This window comes from Clostridium beijerinckii, from assembly GCF_008705175.1.
GTDB classification, from domain to species: Bacteria; Bacillota; Clostridia; order Clostridiales; family Clostridiaceae; genus Clostridium; species Clostridium beijerinckii.
The window spans coordinates 1700505-1720373 of sequence record NZ_CP043998.1 but is presented as its reverse complement, the minus strand read 5'-3'; the positions used below and the strand labels follow the sequence as shown (position 1 = coordinate 1720373).

Sequence of the window (19869 nt, the reverse complement as noted above, 5' to 3'; positions counted from 1 at the left end):
CCACCTATTCTATGGTTAGAATAGCATTTTAGGAAGAATGTGTCAATAACTTATAAAAAATAATTTCAATGATTCTAGTAATTAATCTTCATTTAAATTAATATATTCATTTATTTACTCTATAATTGCATACAACTCTATGTTTAAGCTGCCCTTCAGAACTTTTCATAGCTTCTCCTTATATGTAACTTATCAATATAAACCATAATTTAATTACTATAAGGATAATAATGTGGAATTTTAGATTGGAATTCTTTTAAGCTTACGATATAATTATCATCATTAAATTCAATAAGCGATACTCCATCAAATTCTTCAATTTCTCCATCATATCTACATTTAAAATACCACTCAACTGCTGTTATATTCCCCTGATGAATAAACCGCTTTATATCCCAAACCAATACTTTTCCACGTTTATTCCATTCTTTAAACCATGTTGTAACTGTGTCTATTCCATGATATTCAGGACCATAACATTCGCTATAACTTACATTTGAATCAAAAATATCTTTTAATACTGAACAATTATTCTCTAACCAAGATTTAAAATATTTTTTAATTATTTGTTCTCTAATATTCATTACTCACCCAGCTTCTTTCTTAAATCTGAAATATAAGTATTTTGTATTTTCCCTAAATCCATAAAAAAATATGAAAGAATCCTGATAAAAGGATTTTTAATAAAGACATTCTCTTTAAATACTATTTTAGTTCCACCATTTTCTTTTTCTGAAAAACTACCTTTCCAAAATCCAGTAAACATTTTATTTTTCATATTAAAAGCATACTCACTATATTCATCCTTTTTGGATATAATAAACTTTGTAGCATTCCCGTTATGAGTGTATTCAATAAATTCTTTACCATTATTATAAATTTCAATTTTTTTAATATCACTACGCCAACTATAGTCATTATTATTTGTTACTATATTCCAAACCGATTTTATATTAGAATTAAATTCTGCTGTTATTTCTGCTACTCTCGCCCTTTTCAAACTCCTCACCCCTATTATTTTTTCCCTTTTATTTTCTTTTTAACTTTTTGCATTGGCAATTCTTCATAGGTTGCTGATACAACTTCAGTTAAATAGTCTCTATCATCTAAAGATTCAATTAAAAAGGAAGGTTTTGCTCCTTCATAAGCAGGGGCTTCTATAACTTCACATAATAAATTTCTGCCTCCTTTTGTTATCTTTAAAAAGAATTGATTATCACATATTAATCCTATTATTTTTTGATTACAGTAGATTCCGTAATCTCCAAACATTTTTCTATACGTTATTCTTCCTGCACCACTTATCTGTTCGCATACATATTCTACAAACTCTATATTCGAAGCCATTTTCTTTCCTCCCGTTAAGCTCATTTTATAACATCTCTATTGCTTATATCACAACCATTTATAAATATACCTTTTATGTATAATTTTAGCATAAATAATAATTCAAAAGATAGCTATTATTTAAAAACCATTTTTAAATTTCACCTCTAACCCGCATGTTTCCTATAAATATTTATATATGTATATATTTTTCTTTGTATCTATGTTTCTAGGTAAATATATTTCTATGAATAAATTTAACTAGGAACATATAAACATATTTGTATTATTTGATTTTTCTTTATAAAATGTTTATATTAAGTTTATTAACTTGACATAATACTGTCACAAATACCACTTATAATAAAGACATAAGGTTGATAAAACTTTTTTTCATATATATTTACCCCTATTAAATATATATAACACAGTATTCAGGATAATTTGTTGCACCCTAGCAGATTATCCTTTTTATTTTTTATTATAGAATTTATATATTGACATAATTTACAATTTTATCCTATAATATTATTGTAAAGTGACTAGAACATATTATAAAACTCCTATCAAAGATGACTTATCCCCCTAAAGTAAGTCATCTTTTTTTGTAGTGTATTATTAATTTATTCACATTAATTTAATAAGTAATAAAGAATTATTTAATATTTGTATTTTATAATAGTAATTGTAAAATAATTAAAGCATTATTATTTTACCCCCGTATTGGTAAATGTATTTTACCTTTATAAGTTCAACCTGCTCCCCTAAGCAGGTTGTTTTTTTCTTCAATTGTTTACCAAGCCTTAAATTTATTTAAGAAATTATTTATATTTAATTAACATATTTAACATAATTTTGTAATGACTATTTGCTATAATAATAATGTAAAATAATTTCTTATTAAATATTTGTCCTTCTACTTATTAAAAAAATATAATAATCTTTTAAAGGATAACTTGGCTAGTAAAACAAGTTATCCTTTTCCATTTAAATAAATTATATAAATCTATTTAATTTATATTTTTATCCTGTAATATTATCGTAAAAAATTATCATTATTTGTAATACGATTTTCTTTGATTAGTTTCCTCTTATGTTATAAAATGTAAAAGTCGGGTTAAATCAAATTAAATAAAAAGAGGTATTATTGTGAACAATTTTAAATTATTTCAATTAAAATATAGAATATTCCTAAGAAAATCTATTTTAAATAAGTTGTTAAGTTTTTTCTCCCCAAGTAATAAATTTATGATTATACTATCACAAAATTTGGACAAACATATTGTTGCATATTATAAAAATAAGGAAATTCATGAAGTACATAATTCAAAACAACTTTATTCAGTTTCGAAGTCTTTCTAAAGGACTTGTAATTTACTGAATACTTTTAAAGTTAAGCTTGACTTCATACCTAAGTAACTATACGCTTTTTATCTGAGTTAGACGCAATTCTCCAGCAACTCAAAAAAATACTGAAGAAATTACAATATCGCTCTTTAGAGCCTCGACGTGTATACGAATCACGTACCGTTGCAAACATAATTTACATAGAAAACTCTATGTATAGTCTTTTTATATGCGTCAACTCCCTACTACATATCATATCTTTCAATATTTTGACTACCTCCGATTAAGTTACCCTAAACCGCTCTAATGCCATATCCTTATGAAGGACTTAGGCTATAACATGGTAATAATCTATCTATTTTTTTAGTTTTTTAAAGTTTTAATAATCTTTTTTAATCTTTCAATTCATATATGTCTAATGTAATTATTCTTTCATTAAATCCATTAGTTGTTTTATTATGATTAATGTTTACTTGCATATCAACACCTACTTTCTTAACTTAATATTTTTCCCTTTAGAATTTTCCAACTTAATAGATTCCAAAGGATTTTGTGCAATATTTTCGTAATTTAAATCTTCTGTTAACATTTCAACGTAATGTTTCAAAATTTCTAAATTACTATGCCCTAATAAATGTTGTAGTTGAACTATGTTAATTCCGTTCATAACTGCTTTTTTTGCATACCAATGCCTAAACGCATGAATTGATGTACTTTCTATTTCTCTTGATTTGTTGTAGTCTTCTATAGCTCTTGTAAGTCCTCTCTCTTTCATTTTTTCACCTTGAACTGTTGAGAATAACTAAGTACAATCTACTGGCAAATATTCAATATATTCTTTTTAAATATTAATTAAAGATAATGTTATTGGAACAATTAATGTTTTTATCTTTGTCATAATACTTATAAAAACCGTATTTCATGTTCTCAATATAATATTTCTTAGTATCTTCACTCATATTTTTCAACGTACAATGCTCTAATAGAAATTGTTGAAAGCATTCATCAAAAGTTTTATCAATATATTTTCTATTCATTTTTATCATAAAAAAATAGCACCCCTTTCTAAAGTCGTGGGTACTAAAATCATGTATAAAAAAATACCCACACCCATTAATAATTAAATTAATATAGTGTGAGTATTTATATTAGCTAATTAATTCACTCTTAAACCAGTAAAACCTTGATTTTCAGACTATTTAGCTAAAGCTTCTTGAACAGCAACAGCTACAGCAACAGTCATACCAACCATTGGGTTGTTACCTGCTCCGATTAATCCCATCATTTCAACGTGAGCTGGAACTGATGAAGATCCTGCGAATTGTGCATCTGAGTGCATTCTTCCCATAGTATCAGTCATACCATAAGAAGCTGGACCTGCAGCCATGTTATCTGGGTGAAGAGTTCTTCCTGTACCACCACCTGATGCTACTGAGAAGTATTTCTTACCTTGTTCGATACATTCTTTCTTATATGTTCCTGCAACTGGATGTTGGAATCTTGTTGGGTTAGTTGAGTTACCAGTGATTGATACGTCAACTCCTTCTTTATGCATGATTGCAACACCTTCTCTAACGTCGTCAGCACCGTAACATCTTACTTTTGCTCTTTCTCCGTTTGAGTATGCTTTTTCTTTAACTACTTTAACTTCTCCAGTATAGTAGTCAAATTGAGTTTGAACATATGTGAAACCATTGATTCTTGAAATGATGAATGCAGCATCTTTTCCAAGACCGTTTAAGATAACTCTTAATGGTTCTTTTCTTACTCTGTTAGCTTTTTCAGCTATTTTAATAGCACCTTCAGCAGCAGCAAAGCTTTCGTGTCCTGCTAAGAATGCGAAACATTTAGTTTCTTCTCTTAAAAGCATAGCTCCTAAGTTTCCGTGTCCTAAACCAACTTTTCTATCATCTGCAACAGAACCTGGGATACAGAATGCTTGTAATCCTTCTCCGATTGCTTCAGCAGCATCAGCAGCCTTAGTGCAACCCTTCTTTATTGCTATAGCAGCACCTAAAACGTATGCCCATCCAGCGTTTTCGAATGCGATTGGTTGAGTTTCCTTAACGATTGTATATGGATCTACTCCAACTTCAGCACAAACTGCTTTAGCATCTTCCATAGTTTTCATTCCGTATTTTTCTAATACTGGAGTGATTTGGTTAATTCTTCTTTCATAACTTTCAAATAATGCCATTTTAAAAATCCTCCTTTACAAATAATTATTTATGTCTTGGGTCTAATAATTCAGCAGCGTCAGCAACTCTTCCGTATTGACCTTTAGCTTTTTCTAATGCTTCGTTAGCATCCATACCTTTAGCAATGCTTTCCATCATTTTTCCTAAGTTAACAAACTTATATCCGATGATTTCTTTATCTTCGTCTACAGCAACTTCAGTAACATAACCTTCAGCCATTTCTAAGTATCTTGGTCCTTTAGCTAAAGTTCCGTACATAGTACCAACTTGAGATCTTAAACCTTTTCCTAAATCTTCAAGTCCTGCTCCGATAGGTAGTCCACCCTCTGAGAATGCAGTTTGAGTTCTTCCATAAACGATTTGTAAGAATAATTCTCTCATAGCTGTGTTTATAGCGTCACAAACTAAGTCTGTGTTTAATGCTTCTAATATAGTCTTTCCTGGTAATATTTCTGAAGCCATAGCAGCTGAATGAGTCATTCCTGAACATCCAATTGTTTCAACTAACGCTTCTTGGATTATACCATCCTTAACGTTTAATGTTAATTTACAAGCTCCTTGTTGTGGTGCACACCAACCTATTCCGTGAGTTAATCCTGATATATCAGTTACTTCTTTAGATTGAACCCATCTTCCTTCTACAGGAATTGGCGCTGATCCGTGATTAGGACCTTTAGCAAGTACACACATTTCTTCAACTTCTTTTGAATACATCATATATTTTTGCTCCTCCCTAATTAATAGATAATTACAAATTATTAAATCTTATTTCTAAGTTTAAAATTGTAGTTGGGCATAAAATAACCCAGTGGGGCACTTTTCCCTATTCCTATTCTAGCAAATGATTTGATTCCCCACAACCTTTATTTAAAAATTTATGCACATTTATCTACTTTTATTTGAAAATCCGAACTACAAATGAATAAAAATCTTATATTAACTTTAATTAGATAAAATTTTGTCTAATACTTTCATTATGCATTTTTATATGGATATTATAAATTAATTTTCCAAAAATAAAAATAAATTAGAAATACCTATTGAAATATTCTTTAAGACATGGTAGAATAATTTTTGTCAGTTTACATGCCGCTGTGATGGAATTGGCAGACGTGGTGGACTCAAAATCCTCTGGTAGTGATATCGTGCCGGTTCGAATCCGGCCAGCGGCACCATTAATTTTGGTGAATTGCTGTATTACTTGGTTTAAATACCTTGTAGTACAGCTTTTTTTATTCAATTCCCGTTCCTGTACCAAATTCTGTTTTTCTCATAAATTAATCTTCTAATCCCACTGATAATATTATTTATAGCTATTTGTAACATTTTGATTATAAATCCATGTTATTTTTAAATCTTTCTTTTTGACTAAGAATATTATAAGCTGAATTGCATTTAAACCATAAGAAATACAGCATCATCCTCTTGTCTTGTCATTTATAAAGCAAACTATGCTTTTAAATTAATTATATTTGATAATATGCTATTTACATGTATCTCCATAGTATCATAAACATTTAGCGAGAATTCTACGTCTTTAAGTAGCAAAGGCAATTCTGTGCACCCTAATATTATACCTTCTACTTTTTCTCTTTCCTTTAACTCTTTAATTATTTTAATATTTTTTTGTTTTGTGCTATCTTTAATAATTCCATATTCTAACTCATTAGTTATTTTATCATTTATAAAATTGCGAATTATTTCTTCTGGAACTACTATTTTGATTCCATTATCTCTAAAAGTTTTTTTAAAATGCATATCCTATCTATATAATAATACTTAATGTAGTAATAGCTTTATTATAGCCCAAGAAATTACCAATATAAACAATTTTATGTATCTGTATTCTTAAAATAAAAGCAAGTAAATTATAAATTAAAATCAATGTTATTTTCATACTAGAATCCTTTCAACCCGCATTTTATAAGCATATTCTGAAGAATATATATTCTAATATGGTAATATTCTAAAGAATAAATATTGTGAAGAATATTTATTCTTTAGAATTTAAAACAATCAGAAACGTAATCAATAATTATAAATAACCTATATAATAAATACTTTTAAACTATAAATAATGAACCTATAGATAACCCAACTAAGACCTGAACTTATGCATATAACTCGCCGAAATGAATAATATGCTTTTATTCCAGTTTCTAGTTGGGATATATTTCATAGTATAAATCTAGCTTATAATTGGCTTATCTATAATAATAGTTGAACTTTCAACAAACATATTATATGATAGTTAAAGTTCACATATCATATGGATAAAATTTCTACCACAAAAGCGACTCAAAAGTTGAAAACAGAAGAATACACCAAGTAAGAGACAGATATACATGATAAACAAGTTACTCGTCTTTATACATTTGAAAGAAGTCTTAAATCATATGATTATATTTACAAAGAAATATTCTGAAATTATTTTTATTTAGAAAGGACGTAATCTTTTTGAAGAATTCGCATAAAATTATACATTACCTTTTTTTATTTTTTGGAGTTTTAGCTATTTCTACATCTGCTATATTTGTAAAACTATCGGCAGCTCCAGCTCCAATAATAGCTACATATAGATTAGTTTTTTCAACATTGATGATATTACCTGTAATATTATTTAACAAAAAATACATACTAGAAATAAAAAAATTGAAACTCAAACAATTAGCGGCAGTGTTTTCATCAGGAATTTTTCTAGCAATACATTATATACTTTGGTTTGAATCTTTGCGTTTTACTTCAGTTGCAAGTTCAACTGTTCTTGTAACTATGCAGCCACTATTTGCTTTTATAGGAAGCTATTTTTTCTTTGGTGAGAGATTAAAGAAACTATCACTATTTGGTGGTTTTTTATCTATATTCGGAAGCTGTATAATCGGATTTGGAGATTTTAAAATTGGTGGGATAGCCTTGATAGGAGATATACTTGCTTTACTAGCAGCTGGAGTTATTACAGCATATTTCCTCATCGGACAAAGTGTAAGAAAAAATTTATCTCTAGTTGCTTATGTTTTCATTTGTTATTTAAGCAGTAGTATATTTTTATTAGCATATTCTGTCATATTAAAATATCCCCTAATAGGCTATGCAAACTCTGATTGGTTATGGTTCTTCTGCTTAGCATTAATTTCAACAATACTTGGTCAAACAGTTTTAAATTGGCTAATTAAGTGGTTAAGTGCTTCAACTATTTCCATGAGTATATTAGGTGAGCCTGTTGGAACGTGTACATTAGCATTCTTAATACTCGGAGAATCCATATCTTATAATCAAATTATCGGATCACTAATTATCTTAATAGGGATATGTATATTTTTAATTGGCCAAACGGTAAAAGTAAAAGATGATAGTTCAAGTAATTCAAAAGCTATATAAGTATTTAACAAAAAAATTCTTATCCTACTTATGCTCTGTCATTTCATTATTTAAATACATTTAATCTTTTTAGAATTTCAATATACTTTAATGCAACATGAATATAGTAATCTTTTTATTAATTTTATATTATTTATTAATACAATTATATTGTTAATTTATTTTCTAAATTTATAATCATTTATAATTAATGTAGAAATAGTCTTGAAACAAATCATATTTCAAGACTATTATTTATTCCTATAAGTTATACTTCCTTGATCAATTAGAACAAAATCACAAACGCCTTTGTAGTTTGAGATTTTGTTACACAGTTTAAAAGTCCACTGTAAGTAAATGATATATAACCACCTATATATTTCTATATCTCTAAATTTAGAAATAGTCTGAAAAATAAGGCTTCTCTACTGGTATTAACTGTTCTAAAATTTTGAGCATATAATATTCTGTTTTTATTCTTCCACACTCATATAGGAATGTAGGACGCTTATATCCCATAAGCATAGTTGTTAATGTCTGAATATCCATTTCTACTAAATTAGCAGCATACATATCATCACTCTTCTCACAGACTGTTTCTTCATCATCCCAATAGATATTAAAAATGCCATTATTCCATTGAGCAATAGGATCATTTATTTTGAAGCTTATCTTAAGTTTCTGTGCTTTTACTAGGAATGGGTATTTTATTATAAATTCTTTTACATTTATAATCCTTGCCATAAAATATGGTTTAATAGTTTCAACTATTTCGCTATCTTCAAATAAAAAGGCCATTGGCTCTCCCGAGAAATTATTTCCCTTCACTTCATTAACCATAGAATAATGGGCACTTATATAATTCCAAATTCCGTGGTGTGCTTCAGTATTTAAATAAACCATTTCTTTAATATAAAATATATCATTTCTAATATAATAGATTAAATAACCAAGGGGCTTATGATTCTTACTGTAGTAAATAGCCGCAATAATATCATCACTATCCCAACGCCAATATTCATCCCACGCAAGCTCATCTCTAATCATTGCACCATGTCTCTGCATTGAAAAATAATCATGTACATTTAAAAGATCCTCACATTCTAAATCTACACGCTCCATCATTCCTTCTACTACTCTTTTTTTAGGAAGCTGCGAATCTTTGATTGTAAAAGTTATTTTATCAGAAATTATTTCCCAACCATGCTTTCTATAAAGAGGGATTGAATATGGATATAAACAAGAAATAACTTGACCTTCTTCATTCATATGAATAATAGCTCGCTTAATCAAAGAATGAATTAACCCTTTTCCAGTGTATTCAGGATAGGTAGCAACTCCAGTAACCCCACCCATTTTGCAAATACTATCATGGATATTTACTTTCATGGAATATACTACAATCATTGAAGCTAACTTACCGTGATAAAACCAACCAAGAACATAGGCATTTTTAAGAATCGGCATTTTAGCATGCATAATTTGCTCTTCTGTCCAACCAGTATGCAAAAGATCTTCCATCGTTATTTGAAATGCATAACGTAAAAGCCCATTAAACTGTTCTAGATCATCCTCAGTTAATTTTCTCATTTTAAAATCGCCGTATTCTTCAATAAACATTTCTTTATCTTTCATAAATCCTCCCCATATTCATCAAAAACGTATTAAATATAATTCATTTTACGTTTATTGTTAATAACCTAAATATTTATTAGTATAATTTTACAAGACCATATAATTAATTATCCTTTATTATTATCTTATATTATACTATAAATCTTTGTGCGATACATGCTAAACTTTACAATTTATTCCTCTTTGTTTTAAGTATATAAACTCCTTTTTTCACTATTTGCATAAAAAACTAACCCACTCTTTCCTTGTACTTTCAATAAAATCAGACATATTTATTTATTATATTTGGTAATTAAAATTAATATATTTCACATATATGCTGCAACAATAAATTCACATTTAAAATTTAAGTTATGTGAGCTAAGTTAAGACTCAAATTTAAAAATTCAATTGTATCATATATAATATCCCAAAATTTTTCACAAACTTTTATAACACTATATAAGCAGCTTTTATTTTCCCTATCACTGATTAAGAATAAATTAAGGTGATTCAAGGTTAATATTAAGAGAAACATGGTAAAATATACTTGTCATTTATTTGCAAGGAGGTAAAGTATGATAATAAAAAAGCAAGCCTACAACATCTCTAAGATTGTGCTAGTATCTATATTTTTAAACTTAATACAAATAATCTTTATAACTCTATTTATTTACTACAAAAGTCAAAATCCACATATGATTGAAGGAAATTTTATCATTTATGTCGTAGCTATAAGCATAGGTATTAATAGTGTCATTACAGGAATAATATTTTATAATTTTTTATTTAAGAAAGGCAGTAATAATTTAATAGATACAATAAGGTATCTTGAGGACTTCAATAAAACATTAAGATCTCAACGTCACGACTACTTGAATCACATTCAGGTGATTTACTCATTAATGGAACTTGAAGAATTTCAGGAAGCAAGAAACTATATAGAACCTGTCTATAAAGATATAGTAAGAATTAGCAAAGCTCTAAAGACTTCAAAGCCAGCAGTTAACGCATTGTTTCAGGCGAAATTGCAAGTGGCTGAAAAGAATAATATAGATATGGAGCTTGAAATAAAAAGCAACTTAAATAATCTTAATATGGAACCATGGGATTTTTGCAGAATTATTGGCAATATTATAGATAATGCTATATTTGCTTTAAAACAAAAGCCAAGCAATAGATATATGCTTGTTGAATTATCAGAAGATCTAAGAAATATACGACTCAATATATCCAATAATGGAGATTGCATACCTCCTGAAATTATAGTCAACATATTTAAAGAAGGATTCTCAACAAAAAATGAGAAAGGTGATGGCATGGGCCTCGCTATAGTTAAAGAAATTGTTGAATGTTTTTCTGGTACGATTGAAGTTACATCAAATGATAAACGAACATCTTTCGAAGTTATTCTACCAAAAAAAGAATAATAAAATCTTATAAATTGATATTCAAAGATGCCAACACTCTTATAAATGACATTTGAACCTAAAAACTGTATAACTTAGAAGCTTTATGTTACCAAACTTCAACATGTGGCTTATTATATTTATATACCAAGGAGGGAGGTACAAAAATATGATCGCATTTTTACCTGATGTAACAGTTCTTACAGTTTTACTTCTAGTAGTAGGGTTTGGATTAGTGCTTTTAGAAATGCATATTCCAGGTTTTGGGGTGCCAGGAATTGCCGGAGCTATATGTTTAATACTTGCAGTGGCATTGACTGCTGAGAATTTTGCACAAGCTTTAGTTATGATATTAGGAATTTTAGCAATCCTCGGAATCATGTTAGGTGTTGTTCTAACTTTTTTCACGAAAGGAAAGTTCTTTAAACCATTAATTCTTCCTGATGAGCAAAAGAAAGAACATGGGTATATTAGTTCTTCAGATTTAGATTATTTGTTAGGAAAATCTGGAGTAGCTGTTACTGATCTAAGGCCAACTGGTTCTGTAGATATAGACGGAGTTAAATTTGATGTAATTTCTGAAGGAGAATACATTAATAAAGGGACTAATGTAGAAATATTTAAAGTTAGCGGAGTTAAGTTGCTAGTAAAAAAAGTTAAAATATAAATTTATATTTAAAGGAGAGATTATTAATGATTACCAATTTAATTATAGTAGTAATAGCAGTTGTATTTTTAATTACTGTGTTTGTTAGATTTATACCAATAGGATTATGGATATCATCTTTAGCAGCAAATGTTCAAGTAAGCATATTCAACTTGATTGGTATGAGACTTAGAAGAGTTGTACCTTCTAAAATTGTAATTCCACTTATTAAATCAACAAAAGCTGGTATGGGACTTAATGTCAATCAATTAGAAGCCCATTATTTAGCTGGTGGTAATGTAGATAATGTAGTTAATGCATTAATTGCAGCTCATAGAGCTGACATAGACTTACAATTTGAAAAAGCTGCTGCTATTGACTTAGCTGGTAGAGACGTCTTAGAAGCAGTTAAGATGAGTGTTAACCCTAGAGTTATTGAAACTCCAAATGTTTCAGCAGTTGCAAAAGATGGTATAGAACTTTTAGTTAAGGCTAGAGTTACAGTTAGAGCTAATCTCGAAAGGTTGGTCGGAGGGGCTGGAGAAGCAACTATACTAGCCAGAGTTGGTGAAGGTATAGTTACTACAGTTGGTTCTTCTACTAGTCATAAGATAGTATTAGAAAATCCTGATGCTATTTCAAAAACAGTATTAAATAAAGGCTTAGATGCAGGTACTGCCTTTGAGATTCTATCCATTGATATCGCTGACGTAGATGTAGGAAGAAATATAGGAGCCCAACTTCAAACTTTACAGGCAGAAGCTGATAAAAATATAGCTCAAGCTAAAGCTGAAGAAAGAAGAGCTATGGCTGTAGCTAAAGAGCAAGAAATGAGAGCTGCTGTTGTAGAATCAGAAGCCGAAGTACCAAGAGCAATGGCTTATGCACTTAGAGAAGGAAAACTTGGAATAATGGATTATTATGATATGCAAAATGTTATTGCAGATACAAGTATGAGAAGTTCAATTTCTAGCGCAGGAAATAAAAATCAATCTCTTTCTAGTGATAACAAAGATCAGAGAGACAAAAAATAGACTCCTAGGAGAGTGAAAACTATGAAATATGATGATACCATTAATCTATTAAAAATTCTTGCAAATGCTATATTCAATCCTACGTCCATATTAAACAATAATTCAAGAAATTTTGTTTTCAAATATCCAAATGCAACCGAAATGAACGATGGTATAAACAACACTTCTGATACAGAGTTAGAGAATGACGATGAAGAATATGACGAAGGTGATTCAATTGACGATATAGCTAGTGAAAACACGAATTCTTATAATAATACAAAAAATAGCTACTATGATAAAAAAGAAGCAGCTTCTTCAAATCCACAAGGAATTATAGATTCTATTACCCAGGAAATAACACCAGTTAGACTTCAACAAGCTATTATACTTTCAGAGATAGTTGGAAAGCCAAAAAGTAAAACTAGAAAAAGAAGATTTTAAATTAGGAGAATTATTCTATGAATATAAAAGTGCTTATAGTTGACGATGAAATAGGAATAAGGACCATAATAAAAAAAATACTAGATAAATCTGGTGGCTTTGAAGTTGTCGGAGAAACAGATAATGGTGAAGAAGCTATAGCCATATTTAAAGAGCACCGCCCTAATGTGGTGTTCTTTGATATTGAAATGCCTAAGTGCAATGGTATAGATTGTGCTAGAGTATTAACCGATATAGATCCTAAAACTATAATTATCTTTGCAACAGCCCATGCAGAATATATGTCTGAAGCCTTCCAGTTGTACGCTTTTGATTATTTGATAAAACCGTTCAAAGTAGAAAGAGTAATGCAAACCTTAGACAGAATTAAAAATTTAAATAAGCCCAGCTATGGAGATGGTATAGACAAGATAATAAAGCACGAAAAAGGATTGGATAAGCTTATGATAAAAAATAAGGAAGGTATAAGCTTTGTAGATACGAAGGAAATTGTTTTAGTTCAAAGAGAAGAAAGTTCCACTGTTATATATACAAAAACAGATAGCTTCACAACTTCCATTTCTTTATCTGATATAGAAGAAAAACTAGACCATACTCAATTCTTTAGAAGCCACAAATCCTATATCATCAATTTATCATTAATTACAAAAATCTATCCATACGGAAGATGGACCTATATTGTCAAACTTAAAAATACAGATAAAGATGCATTACTTACTCACGAAAAATATGAGGAAATAAAAAAACTTTTTAGTTTATAATAAATTAAACCTTCTAGAAATAGTAACATAACATTACTTCTAGGAGGTTTTTATTATAAAAAAATAAATTCTATATATTTTTATAAATGAAATATACGGTAAGTTCTATAATTGAATTTGGATCTTTCTTATTTTTTTACTACTCTTCATTAAAAAACGCAAATAAGTTAACTATCATCTCTAAAAAAATTATAATAATTGGCTGATTGTCATATGCAACTCATAAAAACTGTATTTACATACATATTTATTCGACAAAGTGATTTTGCTTAAATATATGTAAATATCCCTTTCATTTTAATTTTTAAATAGAATAATTTAACTAATATATAAAAAATGAGTTTTACTAATATAAATAAATATATTATAATTAAAAATTGACAATGTATTATCAAAATGCAAAAAAATAAACACTTTAATAAAAGAAGTATAATTATTTTGATAATACGAAAATATTTAAGGAGGATTATTTATGAAACAAAAGCTAAGCTTTCAGCAAAACTTATTAATAGGTTCATTATTATTCGGACTATTTTTCGGTGCTGGTAATCTAATTTTCCCAGTTCAAATGGGACAACAGGCTGGAGATCACGCTTTTACAGCTACTATTGGATTTTTAATTACTGGAGTAGGATTACCTATATTAGGAATTATCGCATCAGCTCTTTCAAGAAGTGAAAGTTTATTTGATATGGCGAGGCCTATTAGCTCTCGTTATGCAAGTATATTCACATGCTTATTGTACTTAACAATTGGCCCTTTATTTGCAATTCCACGTACTGCTACAGTTGCATTTGAAGTTGGAATTCATCCTTTTATTTCTGATGGATATTTGAAATTAGGACTAATTATTTTTTCATTAATATTTTTTGCTTTTACTATTTATTTTTCATTAAAGCCAGGACAAATTTTGGATTGGGTTGGTAAGTATCTTACCCCTATTTTCTTGGTATTATTATCAATTTTATTAATCGCTACATTTGTAAATCCAATGGGACAAGCAAGTCAATTTCCTGCTCAAGGAAATTATGCAACTCAGTCATTATTCACTGGTTTATTAGATGGATATAATACCATGGATGCACTTGCTTCTGTAGCCTTTGCTATTATTATTATTTCTAACATACAAAAACTAGGAGTTAAAAATCCTCAATCAATTGCTATAGAGACATGTAAATCAGGTCTTGTTAGCGTTATAGGAATGACTATTATCTATGGATCTCTAGCTTATATGGGTGCTACAAGCTTAGGCAGCGTTAACCGTGCTGATAACGGTGGAAGTATATTATCTATGGTAAGCAATCATTACTTTGGTTTTACCGGACAAATATTATTAGCTTTTATTGTTGGAATCGCATGTATAAAAACAGCTATTGGTTTGATAACTTCTTGTTCTGAAATGTTCAGTGAAATGTTTCCAAACTCTGTTTCGTACAAAAAATATGCTGTTCTATTTACAGTTTTCTCTTTCATAATCGCTAACTTTGGATTAAGTAATATTATTCAATTATCTATACCAGTACTTATGTTTTTATATCCTTTAGTAATTACTTTAATCCTACTATCTCTATTAGCGCCTTTCATTAATAAACAAAGTGATGTTTATAGATGGACAACAGGATTCACAGTTATTGCGGCATTTTTTGATTTATGTAAATCATTGCCTCAGCCTCTACAAGAGAATTTAATCGTTAAGCAACTTGTGAATTTTGCTCACTCATATTTACCTGGCTTTGATTATGGATTTGGATGGATAATACCAGCACTTTACGGGTTCTTCATAGGACTAATCATCTGGACTATTCGTTCAAAGAAACGCAAAAGTGCTTAAACATAATATTTCAAAGATAACTTAGACTTATGCAATAAGCATTCGAAAGGAGAAACATTGTTATTTCACAGGACTATGAAAATTTCGCTGAAAGTGCTAAATTGCAGGTTGCACCATTAATGCTTGCTCCCAATTTCATTGTGACAAGCATTAATGAAACAACCTACAATTAAGAGCTTTTAACAGCTTATTTTCAATGCCTGCTGCATAAAAATGTTTCTCCTTTCTAGTATGGTATTTATAATATGTAGTTTATTGTTTATATCACTTATCTATTTTCACTTTCCACAAGGGAGTGTCGCAAAATGATTAAATTTTAATCAGGAGCGATGCTCCTTTTCGGTTTAAGCCAGCAAATCTCCAAATATTTGAAATACAATATTAATTATTTAAAGAATTCTGATTTTTAAGCACACTAAAATAAGCCTAGTTAATTTATTCCATAATTAGGCAGTAGGTTTCAATTCATGAAGATGATTCTGAGTTTTTTCATTTTGTATTTTTGAATGTAATTTGTTAATATTATAACCAAAACAAAGCAAAATAAATTCAGTTTGAACGCTATTTTTTCCACGTGTTAAAAATCTATTGAATTCATAATCACTTTTTAGAACTCCAAATGCTCCTTCGACCTGAATAGATCTATTCATTCTTAATTTAGTTCCAAATTCAGTTGTAATATTTTTATAGGATATTTCACGCTTTTCCACAAAAGTTTTTGAAACCTGCATTTTTCTATTTCCTTTTGCTTTTGTGCATTTTACTTTGTAATCGCAATTATCACAGTTTTCGCATTCATACACAGTTACTTCTGATTTGTATCCACTTGCGGATTTTCTATAAATAATAGAGGTAGGTATTAATTTTCTATTGTTATGACAAATATAAAAATCCGATTCAGCATCATATTTCATATTTTCGCGCTTACTTATATCATTTTTAAAACTTCTTTTTTTCCACTTCTCATAAGTTTGTGGTTTTATATAAGGAGTTTGCTTATTTGATTCTAAGAATAAATAGTTTTCTTCGCTTTCATAACCTGAGTCTGCAATTATATTAAGATATTTACGACCAATTTTTTCTTTCATATTATTAAGCATAGGTATTAATGTTGCTATATCATTTCTATCATCAAATATTCCGACGCCGGTTACGTATTCACTTTCAACTGCGATTTGCACATTATATGCAGGTTTTAATTGACTATTTCTCATATGATCATCTTTCATATGCATGAAAGTTGCGTCTGGATCAGTTTTAGAATAACTATTTCTTTTTGAAAATATTTTTTTACTCAAATTATATTTTTCTTCTCTCTCTTTATATTCAGATAGTTGCTCTGTCCACTTTTGAATTTTGGTTTTTCTTTTACCAATTCCATGAACAAACTCTATGTTTCTTTTCTTTTTTTCATATTCAAGCCATTGAAGAATTTTATCAATATCATCTATTAATGTTTCTTTCTGAACAGTAAATTTTTTTAATTCTCCAAGGTTAATATTTTCTAAAAGAACAAGAATTTTATCAAACATTTTTTCTTCATTTTTTAAAATAGTTTTTTTCCAAACAAATGTATAACGATTAGCATTCGCTTCGATTTTAGTACCATCAATAAATGCATTTTCAAATAGTATTTCATTTTGATTTGCTAAATAATTAACTTGTTGATAAAATAAATCTTCAATTACCTCATTTGAAATATAGTCTTTACGAAATCTACTGATTGTAGCATGATCCGGTGCCTTATAACATTGAAGTAACCACTTAAAATTTATATCTCTTTTGCATGCTTTTTCGATTTTCCTGCTTGAATAAATATTTTGAGAATAAGCATATGATATTATTTTGAACATAATTTTAGGTTCCACTGCCGGTTTTCTTCCAACGGAAGAGTACGCCTTATACAACTTCGTGTAATCTAATCCCTCCAATACATGGCTTAGCAAGCGGACTGAATCATCTGATGGTATTAAATTTTCTAGATTTAATGGTAATATAAGTTGAAAATTATCATTAATCTCAGTATAATCTTTATTGTGTAATTTGGTTTTTAGCATAAGTAAATTATACAATGAATGTGAGTTCTTCGGAATTCACATTTTTTATATCTAAAAAAATGAGCCGCTACAAAACTAACTATGTTAGTTTTGCAACAGCCCCTTTTACGCATCTGTCTTTTCAAATGCATGTGATCGAAATCTGGTAGGTGAATATATTATCTTTTAAAAGGCAATCTTCAAAACCAGTCTTTTTCATAATTTATACTACAAGGAACACAGTATTTGCAGATTTGAATCAAGTATGAATTTTTGAGAATAAAAAAATAACCTAGCATACTAATGCTAGGCTCAATTCAAACTCTTCAATTTGTATTATATAATTGGTGGCTCACCCGGGAATCGAACCCGGGACACCATGATTAAAAGTCATGTGCTCTACCGACTGAGCTAGTGAACCAAAAATTGGCTAGGATGACAGGATTCGAACCTGCGAATAATGGAGTCAGAATCCATTGCCTTACCACTTGGCGACATCCCAGTATGGGGTGAACGATGGGACTCGAACCCACGACAACCAGTGCCACAAACTGGCGCTCTACCAACTGAACTACGTTCACCATATTTGACTACAAAAATTAAAATTCAACTTTTAATTTTTAAAGATTAAAGTATTACCAATATAGGTAAAAAATTTTTATTTGCTTGTTTATTATAAGTTACATATTGTTAATTGTCAACTATATAAATATAATTAATGTTAAGTACAGTACCAATCATATGTTAAAAACCATTATATTCAAATCCTAAAGCCTCTTTATTCCACTGACATCTCAACATTTCTAGCTAAAAATACTCTTATCTAAAATAAAAAGAATTATTCATTTAAATCATAATCTCATTATTTTCTGATTTTAAATAAAATTAGAATCAGTTATAATAATTTTTAGGGGTGATAAAATCACCCCTATTATATGATAATAATCATTGAAATATTTCTTTATTTAAATACCTTTATACGTTCTTCTAATGGTTTAAATTCTTTTGGGCCTGGATCCGCTGTTGGCTTTCCAAAAGGCATTTGCCCAATAAGTTTCCAATCATCAGATATTCCCCATTCTTTCTTTATGTCATTTTCAATAAGCTCATTATAATGTTGAAGCGATGCTCCAAATCCTTCAATTTCTAATGCAGTCCAAATAACAAACTGGTGCATTCCACTTGCTTGTTGAGACCAAATTGGGAAATTGTCTTTATAAAGTGAAAATTGTTGTTGAAGAGATTCTATCACGCTATTATCTTCAAAAAATAAAACTGTACCATAACCGCTTCTAAACGAATTTATTTTTTCTTGAGTTGGCTCAAATTTATCTTCAAGAACAATCTTTCTTAAAGCATTCTCTGTGATATCCCATAATCTATCATGATGATCTCCTAACAATAGCACTACTCTTGCACTTTGTGAATTGAATGATGATGGTGTATGCTTTACAGCATGTTCTATAATTTCATTGATTCTATCATCAGAAACCACCTTTTCTTTACTAATTCCATAAAATGAACGTCTATCTGCTACAGCAGCAAAAAAATCTTTTGACATATAATCATTCCTCCTATCATATCTAAATTTATTTAAGTATTTATATTTTTTTCTTTTTAAATAATTACTTACAGTAATTTAAAATTATATCTAACTATAACTAGTACATCTTTTATATAAAAACAGTGAAGCCTAATAAATTCACTTCAATATTTTTAATTAGTTACTTACATTTAGTAAGTAACTTTAGATTAATTATTACATACTTATAACACTTAGTCAATAGTATTTTAAATATAAATTCATAATTTTTTTAATTTTCAAACAATAAAAAAATATAAAGAATCTCCATTGTAATTAAGAAAATTCTTTATATTTTTTGAATT

The 19869-nt window shown here is 28.8% G+C and carries 18 protein-coding genes and 4 tRNA genes; 8 read left to right on the top strand and 14 right to left on the bottom strand.

The window, feature by feature from the left end; genetic code table 11:
• Positions 1-209 precede the first annotated feature (209 nt).
• From F3K33_RS07760 to F3K33_RS07725, 7 genes are all read right to left on the bottom strand, one after another.
• Entirely contained in the window at positions 210-584 is a 375-nt protein-coding gene (locus tag F3K33_RS07760) for a nuclear transport factor 2 family protein (protein ID WP_039769027.1), read from the bottom strand.
• A complete protein-coding gene (locus tag F3K33_RS07755) occupies positions 584-1000 on the bottom strand; it encodes a hypothetical protein (protein ID WP_039769029.1) in 417 nt (138 codons plus the stop codon). The genes F3K33_RS07760 and F3K33_RS07755 overlap by 1 nt, the downstream gene beginning before the upstream one ends.
• Positions 1001-1014: 14 nt before the next feature.
• Entirely contained in the window at positions 1015-1347 is a 333-nt protein-coding gene (locus F3K33_RS07750) for a TfoX/Sxy family protein (protein WP_011968825.1), read from the bottom strand.
• Between the two features lie 1813 nt (positions 1348-3160).
• The gene (locus tag F3K33_RS07740; protein ID WP_039773730.1) at positions 3161-3448 is read right to left on the bottom strand and encodes a tyrosine-type recombinase/integrase; all 288 of its coding nucleotides are present in this window, start codon (positions 3446-3448) and stop codon (positions 3161-3163) included.
• 73 nt (positions 3449-3521) lie between these two features.
• Entirely contained in the window at positions 3522-3719 is a 198-nt protein-coding gene (locus F3K33_RS07735) for a hypothetical protein (protein WP_023976775.1), read from the bottom strand.
• 149 nt (positions 3720-3868) lie between these two features.
• Entirely contained in the window at positions 3869-4870 is a 1002-nt protein-coding gene (locus F3K33_RS07730) for a GGGtGRT protein (RefSeq protein ID WP_011968824.1), read from the bottom strand.
• 25 nt (positions 4871-4895) lie between these two features.
• Positions 4896-5588, bottom strand: coding sequence for an iron-sulfur cluster assembly scaffold protein (locus tag F3K33_RS07725; RefSeq protein WP_011968823.1), 693 nt, complete (start codon positions 5586-5588; stop codon positions 4896-4898).
• Between the two features lie 371 nt (positions 5589-5959).
• On the opposite strand from F3K33_RS07725, the gene F3K33_RS07720 reads away from it, so the two are divergent.
• Positions 5960-6046 (top strand) — tRNA-Leu (locus F3K33_RS07720).
• A 274-nt stretch (positions 6047-6320) separates the two neighbouring features.
• Here F3K33_RS07720 and F3K33_RS07715 read toward each other — a convergent pair.
• Entirely contained in the window at positions 6321-6629 is a 309-nt protein-coding gene (locus F3K33_RS07715) for an aspartate/glutamate racemase family protein (RefSeq protein ID WP_023976776.1), read from the bottom strand.
• A gap of 699 nt (positions 6630-7328) precedes the next feature.
• Between F3K33_RS07715 and F3K33_RS07710 the strand changes: the two genes are divergently transcribed.
• Positions 7329-8249: a DMT family transporter gene (locus F3K33_RS07710; RefSeq protein ID WP_039773731.1), complete on the top strand. Its 921-nt coding sequence runs from the start codon at positions 7329-7331 to the stop codon at positions 8247-8249.
• Positions 8250-8624: 375 nt separating this feature from the next.
• Here the strand turns inward: F3K33_RS07710 and F3K33_RS07705 are convergent, their stop codons facing one another.
• Positions 8625-9863, bottom strand: coding sequence for a GNAT family N-acetyltransferase (locus tag F3K33_RS07705; protein ID WP_039773732.1), 1239 nt, complete (start codon positions 9861-9863; stop codon positions 8625-8627).
• A 557-nt stretch (positions 9864-10420) separates the two neighbouring features.
• Between F3K33_RS07705 and F3K33_RS07700 the strand changes: the two genes are divergently transcribed.
• The 6 genes from F3K33_RS07700 (at position 10421) to brnQ (ending at position 15946) form a co-directional block, all read left to right on the top strand.
• Positions 10421-11272 carry a sensor histidine kinase gene (locus F3K33_RS07700; protein WP_023976779.1) on the top strand — a complete coding sequence of 284 codons (852 nt, stop codon included), beginning with the start codon at positions 10421-10423 and terminating at the stop codon, positions 11270-11272.
• Positions 11273-11420: 148 nt separating this feature from the next.
• A complete protein-coding gene (locus F3K33_RS07695) occupies positions 11421-11918 on the top strand; it encodes an NfeD family protein (RefSeq protein WP_023976780.1) in 498 nt (165 codons plus the stop codon).
• Positions 11919-11944: 26 nt separating this feature from the next.
• Positions 11945-12931, top strand: coding sequence for a flotillin-like protein FloA (floA, locus tag F3K33_RS07690; protein ID WP_023976781.1), 987 nt, complete (start codon positions 11945-11947; stop codon positions 12929-12931).
• 21 nt (positions 12932-12952) lie between these two features.
• The gene (locus tag F3K33_RS07685; RefSeq protein WP_023976782.1) at positions 12953-13354 is read left to right on the top strand and encodes a hypothetical protein; all 402 of its coding nucleotides are present in this window, start codon (positions 12953-12955) and stop codon (positions 13352-13354) included.
• Positions 13355-13371: 17 nt separating this feature from the next.
• The gene (locus F3K33_RS07680; protein ID WP_039773733.1) at positions 13372-14115 is read left to right on the top strand and encodes a LytR/AlgR family response regulator transcription factor; all 744 of its coding nucleotides are present in this window, start codon (positions 13372-13374) and stop codon (positions 14113-14115) included.
• Positions 14116-14587: 472 nt separating this feature from the next.
• Complete coding sequence (brnQ, locus tag F3K33_RS07675) at positions 14588-15946, top strand: branched-chain amino acid transport system II carrier protein (protein ID WP_039768862.1); 1359 nt, start codon at positions 14588-14590, stop codon at positions 15944-15946.
• A 446-nt stretch (positions 15947-16392) separates the two neighbouring features.
• Here brnQ and F3K33_RS07670 read toward each other — a convergent pair whose 3' ends face one another.
• The 5 genes from F3K33_RS07670 to F3K33_RS07650 form a co-directional block, all read right to left on the bottom strand.
• Positions 16393-18003, bottom strand: a complete 1611-nt coding sequence (locus F3K33_RS07670; protein WP_031276413.1) for an IS1182 family transposase — start codon at positions 18001-18003, stop codon at positions 16393-16395.
• Between the two features lie 324 nt (positions 18004-18327).
• Positions 18328-18403: transfer RNA gene (locus F3K33_RS07665), tRNA-Lys, on the bottom strand.
• Positions 18404-18409: 6 nt separating this feature from the next.
• Positions 18410-18484 (bottom strand) — tRNA-Gln (locus tag F3K33_RS07660).
• 3 nt (positions 18485-18487) lie between these two features.
• A tRNA-His gene (locus F3K33_RS07655) sits at positions 18488-18563 on the bottom strand.
• Between the two features lie 380 nt (positions 18564-18943).
• The gene (locus tag F3K33_RS07650) at positions 18944-19543 is read right to left on the bottom strand and encodes a nitroreductase family protein (protein WP_039770642.1); all 600 of its coding nucleotides are present in this window, start codon (positions 19541-19543) and stop codon (positions 18944-18946) included.
• Positions 19544-19869 lie beyond the last annotated feature (326 nt).

Excerpts from the sequence above, each read along its gene's own strand:
- F3K33_RS07715 (WP_023976776.1), bottom strand. The coding sequence starts at position 6,629 with ATGCATTTTAAAAAAACTTTTAGAGATAATGGAATCAAAATAGTAGTT.
- F3K33_RS07680 (WP_039773733.1), top strand. The coding sequence starts at position 13,372 with ATGAATATAAAAGTGCTTATAGTTGACGATGAAATAGGAATAAGGACC.
- F3K33_RS07695 (WP_023976780.1), top strand. The coding sequence starts at position 11,421 with ATGATCGCATTTTTACCTGATGTAACAGTTCTTACAGTTTTACTTCTA.
- F3K33_RS07760 (WP_039769027.1), bottom strand. The coding sequence starts at position 584 with ATGAATATTAGAGAACAAATAATTAAAAAATATTTTAAATCTTGGTTA.
- floA (WP_023976781.1), top strand. The coding sequence starts at position 11,945 with ATGATTACCAATTTAATTATAGTAGTAATAGCAGTTGTATTTTTAATT.
- F3K33_RS07735 (WP_023976775.1), bottom strand. The coding sequence starts at position 3,719 with ATGATAAAAATGAATAGAAAATATATTGATAAAACTTTTGATGAATGC.
- F3K33_RS07670 (WP_031276413.1), bottom strand. The coding sequence starts at position 18,003 with ATGCTAAAAACCAAATTACACAATAAAGATTATACTGAGATTAATGAT.
- F3K33_RS07700 (WP_023976779.1), top strand. The coding sequence starts at position 10,421 with ATGATAATAAAAAAGCAAGCCTACAACATCTCTAAGATTGTGCTAGTA.
- F3K33_RS07730 (WP_011968824.1), bottom strand. The coding sequence starts at position 4,870 with ATGGCATTATTTGAAAGTTATGAAAGAAGAATTAACCAAATCACTCCA.
- F3K33_RS07750 (WP_011968825.1), bottom strand. The coding sequence starts at position 1,347 with ATGGCTTCGAATATAGAGTTTGTAGAATATGTATGCGAACAGATAAGT.
- F3K33_RS07705 (WP_039773732.1), bottom strand. The coding sequence starts at position 9,863 with ATGAAAGATAAAGAAATGTTTATTGAAGAATACGGCGATTTTAAAATG.
- F3K33_RS07685 (WP_023976782.1), top strand. The coding sequence starts at position 12,953 with ATGAAATATGATGATACCATTAATCTATTAAAAATTCTTGCAAATGCT.
- F3K33_RS07650 (WP_039770642.1), bottom strand. The coding sequence starts at position 19,543 with ATGTCAAAAGATTTTTTTGCTGCTGTAGCAGATAGACGTTCATTTTAT.
- F3K33_RS07740 (WP_039773730.1), bottom strand. The coding sequence starts at position 3,448 with ATGAAAGAGAGAGGACTTACAAGAGCTATAGAAGACTACAACAAATCA.
- brnQ (WP_039768862.1), top strand. The coding sequence starts at position 14,588 with ATGAAACAAAAGCTAAGCTTTCAGCAAAACTTATTAATAGGTTCATTA.
- F3K33_RS07725 (WP_011968823.1), bottom strand. The coding sequence starts at position 5,588 with ATGATGTATTCAAAAGAAGTTGAAGAAATGTGTGTACTTGCTAAAGGT.